At 35.9% G+C, this 7,609-nt stretch carries 9 protein-coding genes; 1 reads left to right on the top strand and 8 read right to left on the bottom strand.

Annotated features, from left to right (window positions below; all coding sequences use genetic code 11):
• From QXQ25_04615 to QXQ25_04580, 8 genes are all read right to left on the bottom strand, one after another.
• Positions 1 to 766, bottom strand: a 766-nt coding sequence (locus QXQ25_04615; GenBank protein ID MEM0160988.1) for a fumarate hydratase, incomplete at its 3' end; no start/stop codon positions are given.
• A 42-nt stretch (positions 767 to 808) separates the two neighbouring features.
• A complete protein-coding gene (gene hemB / locus QXQ25_04610; protein MEM0160987.1) occupies positions 809 to 1,777 on the bottom strand; it encodes a porphobilinogen synthase in 969 nt (322 codons plus the stop codon).
• A complete protein-coding gene (gene hemA, locus QXQ25_04605) occupies positions 1,713 to 2,954 on the bottom strand; it encodes a glutamyl-tRNA reductase (GenBank protein MEM0160986.1) in 1,242 nt (413 codons plus the stop codon). Before hemA ends, hemB begins: the two co-directional genes overlap by 65 nt.
• Entirely contained in the window at positions 2,951 to 3,577 is a 627-nt protein-coding gene (locus QXQ25_04600; GenBank protein MEM0160985.1) for a bifunctional precorrin-2 dehydrogenase/sirohydrochlorin ferrochelatase, read from the bottom strand. Before QXQ25_04600 ends, hemA begins: the two co-directional genes overlap by 4 nt.
• A complete protein-coding gene (locus QXQ25_04595; GenBank protein MEM0160984.1) occupies positions 3,574 to 4,011 on the bottom strand; it encodes a hypothetical protein in 438 nt (145 codons plus the stop codon). Before QXQ25_04595 ends, QXQ25_04600 begins: the two co-directional genes overlap by 4 nt.
• Complete coding sequence (locus QXQ25_04590) at positions 4,004 to 4,453, bottom strand: Lrp/AsnC family transcriptional regulator (GenBank protein ID MEM0160983.1); 450 nt, start codon at positions 4,451 to 4,453, stop codon at positions 4,004 to 4,006. Before QXQ25_04590 ends, QXQ25_04595 begins: the two co-directional genes overlap by 8 nt.
• On the bottom strand, positions 4,440 to 5,498 hold the full coding sequence (locus QXQ25_04585) for a radical SAM protein (GenBank protein MEM0160982.1): 1,059 nt from the start codon (positions 5,496 to 5,498) through the stop codon (positions 4,440 to 4,442). Before QXQ25_04585 ends, QXQ25_04590 begins: the two co-directional genes overlap by 14 nt.
• A complete protein-coding gene (locus QXQ25_04580) occupies positions 5,486 to 6,679 on the bottom strand; it encodes a radical SAM protein (GenBank protein MEM0160981.1) in 1,194 nt (397 codons plus the stop codon). Before QXQ25_04580 ends, QXQ25_04585 begins: the two co-directional genes overlap by 13 nt.
• A 250-nt stretch (positions 6,680 to 6,929) precedes the next feature.
• Here QXQ25_04580 and ftsZ point away from each other — a divergent pair.
• Positions 6,930 to 7,609, top strand: a 680-nt coding sequence (gene ftsZ / locus QXQ25_04575; protein ID MEM0160980.1) for a cell division protein FtsZ, incomplete at its 3' end; no start/stop codon positions are given.

Below are 7,609 nucleotides of genomic sequence, written 5' to 3'. Positions count from 1 at the left end.
GTCTTGATGCATACTCTATATGCACATCTAATACCGATACATTGCCCCCATAGCCCATTGTTCCTATGTCAGTTTTGTTCAGTAACTCTAAAAGATCAAGCTCCAGCTTGGCAACCTCTGGCTCCGGGTTTCGCTCACCCAGCTCTCGCAATAAAGATCTTTTTGCAAGTATCAAAGAAAGCTCAGACCCTCCACCTATTCCGATCCCGAGAATCGTTGGCGGACAGGGGTATGCTCCTGATTTTATCACATGCTCGACCACAAATTTCTTTATGCCTTTTATTCCTTCTCCGGGTTTAAGCATTCCTAATCCGGACATGTTCTCGCTTCCTCCACCTTTTGGCAAAATATGTATGATTGCATCAGATCCATCAACCATGTTCCAGTTTATATTTGGAACATTTTTCCCAACGTTTGTCTCTGTGTTCTTGCCGGTGAAAGGATCTGTCGTATTTGAACGTAAAGGCAACGATGCCGTTACTTTCTTGGTGGCTTCTAACATCGCAGAATAAAGCTCTTTTGCAAACGGAAAATCAAATCCCAGATCCACATAAAAAGTCATTGTGCCAGTATCCTGGCAAATCGGTAATTTATTTGACTTTGCAAAATCTATGTTTTTTAAAATTGCATTTAGTTGGGATAGAGTAGTTTCATTCTTTTCACCCGTTTTTGCATTTTTTAAAAAATGTATAACATCTTCAGGCAACTCAGTTTCAGCTTTTTCAATTGCTCTTGCTAACTCTAAAACTAAACTTTGCTGATTCATAGTTGTATAGTAAATAGATATTAAGATAAATAATTTGTTATTTCATTTTTTCAGCCACATTGCATACTCTTTAGCATAATAAGTTATTATCAGGTCTGCTCCGGCTCTTCTAATCGCAGTTAACATCTCTGCAACTACCTTTTTCTCATCCACCCATCCATTCTTTGCTGCTGCTTTAACCATAGAATACTCCCCGCTTACATTGTAAGCGGCAATCGGCAAATCGAACCTAGCCCTTGCTTTTGCTATTATGTCAAGGTAAAACAGTGCGGGTTTAACCATTATTATATCTGCGCCCTCTTCAATATCCAGTTCTATCTCTCTCAATGCTTCTCTACCATTTGCATAGTTCATCTGATACGATTTCCGATCTCCAAACCCTGGCGTAGATTCGGCAGCGTCTCTAAACGGCCCATATAGATTAGATGCAAATTTAGCACTGTACGCCATTATTGGCAGAAGTTTATATCCATTTTCATCCAGCTCAGATCTTATCGCGTGTACTTGCCCATCCATCATGCCGCTTGGCGCTATTATGTCCACTCCAGCTCGAGCATAACTCAATGCAATTTTCTTGTAATTTTCCAGAGTTTCATCATTTAATATCTTATTATCTTTTACGAGCCCACAATGCCCGTGAGATGTGTATTCGCACATGCAAAGATCCGCAATGACCAGCACGTCAGTGTTTTCTTTTAAGAGCCTGATACTTTTCTGTATAACGCCCTGGTCATCATATGCCTGAGATCCCAGTTCATCCTTGCAGGACGGTATGCCAAATAATAAAACGGCTTTCACACCTGAATTCAAGATACTGTTAACTTCATCTACCACACCATTCAGAGGATATCTGAATATGCCTGGCATAGAGGATATCTCTCTCTTCTTAGATAGGTTTTCGTCAATAAATATAGGTTGTATCAGTGATTTTAAAGATACTTCGCTTTCAGTCACCATGTTTCTTAGTGTCTGATTTTCGCGTAACCTTCTCATTCTCGTTGTCGGATACATCTTTTTCAGCTCCAAATACATATTTTAATACTGCTATTTTATCATGATCTCCTTCTACAAAAATCTTTTTTATTCTTTTGGTCTGCTGTGCAAGAAGCTTATTTGTCAATGATCTAGCAAGATTTTCAATAATTTCTATGTTGTTAGCTCCGATTTTAGTAACAGTCTCTTCAATTTCCTCATTTTTTATCTTTTCTGCATTTTTATAGAGCTCGGAGATTATATTGTCTAATTCAAAATTTTTCAGTTTTTTAGATACTGATATTATATTTTTTTCTATGATACTTTCAGCCTTACTGATCTCTAGCTTTCTGGACTCTATATTTTTGTTTACAAATTGTTTTAGCTCTTCCAGATCTACATATTCTGGATTTTGAGCAGAATCTACATTTCTAGGGTTTCCTAAATCTATAACCAACCTTGGAAGTGCTCCTTGCTTCTCAAATTTTATAATCGGTGAAGTAACATATACTGCAGTAATAATACATTCATAGTCTGAAATTTTTAGATCTTTTAATGGTACATATTTTATATTAAACTCATCTGCGATATTCTGTAATTTGACTATGTCCCTCCCACAAACTGTTAAATCTACATTTTTAGCGCTTAGATATTTTATCAGCGTTTTTCCAACTTTGCCATAGCCTATCACACAAATCTTTTTTAAATTCTGCATTTTGGATCTTTCTTCAAGTAATCTTATAGCACTCTGTGGTATTGATATTATCCCGTTTGTTATTTTTGTATTCTCTCTTACTTCTTTACCAGTGCTCAAAGATTTCATAAATATATAATTCAGCACTTTTCCAGAGGTACCATCTTTTCTTGCTGTTTCAAGTGCTTCTTTTACCTGCCTTTGTATATCCTGCTCACCTATGACCATGGAGTCTATGCCTGAACATACACGCATCAAGTGTTTTACAGTATCAGTATTTTCTAAAAAGAATACATTAGCTCCTAATGTTTTAGATAAAGATTTAAATTTGTTTTTTACAGGCTCTACGTTTGTTACATTCAAATACACTTCTAACCTATTGCAAGTCCTCAAAATTAAATATTCTTTAACATCTGCATCTGTTAAAAAATGATATAGAAAAGCATCGTCTAATCGTGTCCAAGCTTCAAGCTCATTCAGTGTCAAAAATTTATATGTGGCATGAACACTCATTATACTCATTCTATGCCTCCTATTTTTTTTGCTATTATCTCTGCATTTTGTAAATTTCCTATCTTAATATTATGCCAGAATTCTTCATTATTTAATATCTCATTAAACAATTTTTTTCTTGCTTCATAATCTCTGATCTTTATAGTTTCTCTAACTTTTTTTAATATCTCAAGTGCTGGCATGTAAATTTCTATCTGTCCTGCTATCTTATCTCTCAAAAATACAGAAAAAGAGGGAATAGTTCCTGAACTTGATATGGAAACAATAATATCCCTCTTTTTAAGTATGGCGGCAAATATTGCAGAGCTTTCTCTGAAATCTACCCTGTTACACAATATGTTATATTTATTACATAATTGCTCAGAGAGTTCATTTAATTTTTTGTCGTTTGTGGCTACTATCACCAATACTCTTCCCGCCATAAATGGTTCCAGATCCTTAGCCTCATTAATTTTTAATTTTATTTTTTCAATATCAAATTTATTAAAATCTTCTATAAACTTTTCTGAAATAACAGTAATATCAGCTCCGAACTCTGAAAGAATCTTCACTTTTCTCAGTGCTACTACACCGCCACCTATTACGAGGACGGTCCGACCTTTCAGGTTTAGCATGATTGGAAATAGCTTCATACCTTAGTGCCACCCCGTTTATATTTTTTTAATGTTTTCAGTACTTTGTAATTTATCTCGAGATTATTTAATTTCTCCAAAAACGCGTTTAACTCAGATTCATTTTTAAAATGTGTCATAGCATAGAAAGGATATGAAAAATTTGCAGGGGTCTCTCTTTCATAAAAATGAGTCACATTTTTAGTTTTACATATCTCATTAATTGATTTTTCAATATTTATAGATATTTGCATTGCTATTAAGGCATTAACTTTGTAACCTAACTTTTCATAGTCAAGCTCGGCACTGAGCTTTATGATCTTCTTTTCTGCCATTAATTTTTTAATTTCTTTCAGTACCTCTTCCTTACTCGTATTCAATATCTCTGCCAAAGTGCTGTAAGGATCTTCTGTAATTGGCAATCCTTTATTTAAGATAGTGGCCAGGTTAATCATATACATCAAACTCTACATTTAATTTATAAAGCTTTTTAGATAGTAATATCAACATGTTTTTAACACCTTTCATATCCTGTATCTCGGATATAATATTCTCAAATTCCTTTTTAGACTTTGTTGAAATCGTAAACCAGATACTGTACTCATCATCTCTTATATAGTTATGTGATACCTCTTCATAAGTATTTATTGCCTCTGCAATTTTATCTTCTAGTTCTTTTTCTACTTTTAATGCAATTAAAGCCTTGATTGCCTTAGAACTACGAACGTATTTGGGAGATATTTTTAATATATACCCTGCATCATATAGAGCCTTTACCCTGCTAAAAAGTTCAATCTTTGATATTCCCAATTTTTCACTTAACTCTAAGTATGGGTCTGAACACACGGGAAACTCTTCTTGCATTAACGCTAGTATTTTTTTGTCAATCATTTCCATTTTTAATCGCCTCGGGCATAAAACTACAAAGCGGATCCTCTGCCATATAATCTCCATATATTGCATAGGCTCTGGCCCTTGATCCACCACATATATACCTGTATTCACATATCCCACATTTTCCCTTTAACTTATCAGGATTACGCAAAAGATTGAATATTTCAGATTTTCTGTATAATTCTACGATATTGCTATTCTTCACGTTTCCAGCATATTCTGGCAAAAACCCTGTAGGATTTACCTCGCCAATATGCGAGATGAACATTGTGCCCCTTCCGTCAGTAACACCCCTTCCTTTCTCATCACGCATTATTGTCTTTTCAGCTGCACCGTTCTGCAGCTTTACACGATTGTAGAAAGGTGCTTCTGTCACCTTTATCTTGTACTTTATATTTTTACTCATCGCGTAAGTTTCTTTTAAAAAATGCTCTGCCTGGCTACTCTCAATCATCATAGATTCCTGGGCCCTTCCTGTCGGTATTAAAAAAAACAGGTCCCATGTATCAGGCTCTAGCTTTTCCAGCAGTTCTGGCATCTTTCTTAAATTTTCAAGATTGAAATTGCTGACAGTAGTGTTTATCTGAAACCTCACTTCATATTCCTTCAATAATGAAATGATCTGCAGGGAAGTATCAAATGTGCCTTTTATACCACGCCATGCATCATGTACTGCTGCATCTGCACCGTCAAGGCTTATTGCCACCGTTTTAACACGTTCTGCAATCTTTTCTATTTTCTTTTCTGTTACCAGTTTAGTACCACTAAAAGCAATGTTAGTAATAAGATTATGATAATTAAATATGTCAATGACATCAAATATGTCTCCACGCATCAGGGGGTCTCCGCCAGAGATTATCACGATAGGCCAAGGCCTTCCAAAGCTCTCTAGTTCACTGGCCAATTTATCAATCTCTACCAGATTCAACTCTCTCGGATCTCTGTTAAATACCGCATTTGCCCTGCAATGTTTACAAGAGAGCATGCATGCTTTCGTAGCCTCATAAAATACAATCATTGGTCGTTCATCAAAGTTCATTTTTTCCATTCCTCTGGTATCTCGGTGGAAATCTCAGCCTCAGTCAAATAACAATCTGGATCTTCGCTCCATATATCATTATTATATCGCAATGCCCTTAATCTAAAGCCACCGCAAATGTCCTTAAAATTGCATCTTCCACATTTTCCTTTTAGATTCTTAACCTTATTATCTCTCAGTTCTTTTACTGTTCCATCACTATTCTTCCATATGTCACTGAACTTCTTATTTTTTACGCTACCCATATCAAGATCCCACCAGAACTGATTGGGATGTACATTACCCAAGGGATCAATATCTGCAACCTTTATCCCGCTGTTATCTCCACCTCTTCTTTTTAACAGAGTATATACCTGCTTTGCAGCTTTTTCATCCTCTTTATAAGTTTTTAAGAACGCGTACACACCATCTGCAGGATTATCTACAGTTAGAATTTCCATGTTCAGATGCTCATTGTTAACCTCATACGCCTTGTCTATAAGATAATCTATAATTTCTCTTCTCTTACCATTATCTATATCCTTTACATTTGATCCCCTACCTACAGGCACAAGATGATAAACGCAAAACCTATCTATTTCCAGTTCTTTAGATAACTGGAATATTTTATCTAAATCTTCATAGTTATCATTTGTAACGGTAAATCTTATGCCAGAAAGCATGCCGCCCTTTTTAACCGCTTTTATTCCCCTTATTGCTTTTTCAAATGCGCCATTAACTCCCCTGAAGGCGTCGTTTCTATCTTTCCAGCCATCTAGGCTTATCCCAACATATTTTATACCCGCTTCCGCCATTTTCATAGCAACGTTATCAGTGATAAGTGTACCATTAGAAGATAATGTAACTCTTATTCCTTTACTGTTTGCATAACTTGAAAATGCAAGCAGATCTGGATGCATATAAGGCTCACCGCCAGAAAATATAATGACTGGTAACTTCATGGCAGCCAAATCATCAATCGTGCTAAATATCTGCTCATTAGACAATTCGTTTGGGTTTTTATATGGAGTGGCTGAAGCATAGCAGTGTATGCACTTTAAATTACATGAAAATGTTATGTTCCAGAATATCGTAGCGAGATTTTTTCTGTACCTTAAAAGACTAGAATCAGTTTCTTCTTTAAATCTATGTTCATCCAGTGTCCTGCTCACTGTTCCATATTTAAACAATATTTGATTTAATGCAATCATCTTCTTCTCTAAATTTGAACTCTATATTAAATTTTTTTATGATCAATACTTTAAATAAAAATTGTCATATTCTATTCATTTTTCATTAGCATATAGCGAAAACTGAGAAATATTTATATACATGTAAGTAAATATCTGTCTGACAAAATTATGACATACAGAAAAGAAGGTGAATAATTTGAAAACGCTAATAAAAAATGTGATAGGGGACAGTTATGTAACCCCTAATCAGGGACAAACACAGCAACCGATACCAAAATCGCAAGACGATGAAGAGCTAGCTAAGTTAGTAGAACAGCTTAAAGTAAACATTAAGATTATAGGATGTGGCGGTGGTGGATCCAACACAATAAATAGGCTAACTGAAGCAGGAGTATATGGCGCGACTTTAATTGCAGCTAACACAGATGCTCCACATTTGTTGCAGGTTAAATCAAACAGGAAAATTCTGCTTGGTAAGAGAACTACCAGAGGACTTGGAGCTGGCGCAGATCCTATGGTCGGTGCAGAATCTGCAAAAGAGGCAGATGAAGATTTGAGAGCATTGGTTTCAAGATCAGACATTGTATTTGTTACCGCGGGTATGGGTGGCGGTACTGGTACAGGATCGGCACCATATGTTGCGCAACTTGCAAAAGAGAATGGCGCACTGGTTATTGCGATCGTGACAATCCCGTTCACAGCCGAAGGTAAACTAAGAATGGAGAATGCGTTGTGGGGAATAGACAGACTCAAAAAATATGCAGATACTACAATAGTAATTCCTAATGACAAACTTTTAGAGCTAGTACCAAATCTTCCATTAGATCAGGCATTCAAGGTCGCAGATGAGGTACTGATGGAAGGATTGAAAGGATTGACAGAGATAATTACCAAGCCAGGCTTAGTAAATCTAGATTATTCAGATATCAAAGCAGTTATGGATAAAGG

The sequence above is a fragment of the Thermoplasmata archaeon genome (genome assembly GCA_038729465.1).
Classification (GTDB): domain Archaea; phylum Thermoplasmatota; class Thermoplasmata; order Thermoplasmatales; family ARK-15; genus JAVRLB01.
Note: the sequence above shows the minus strand (reverse complement) of the source record. Positions and strands in the feature narration are given on the sequence as shown.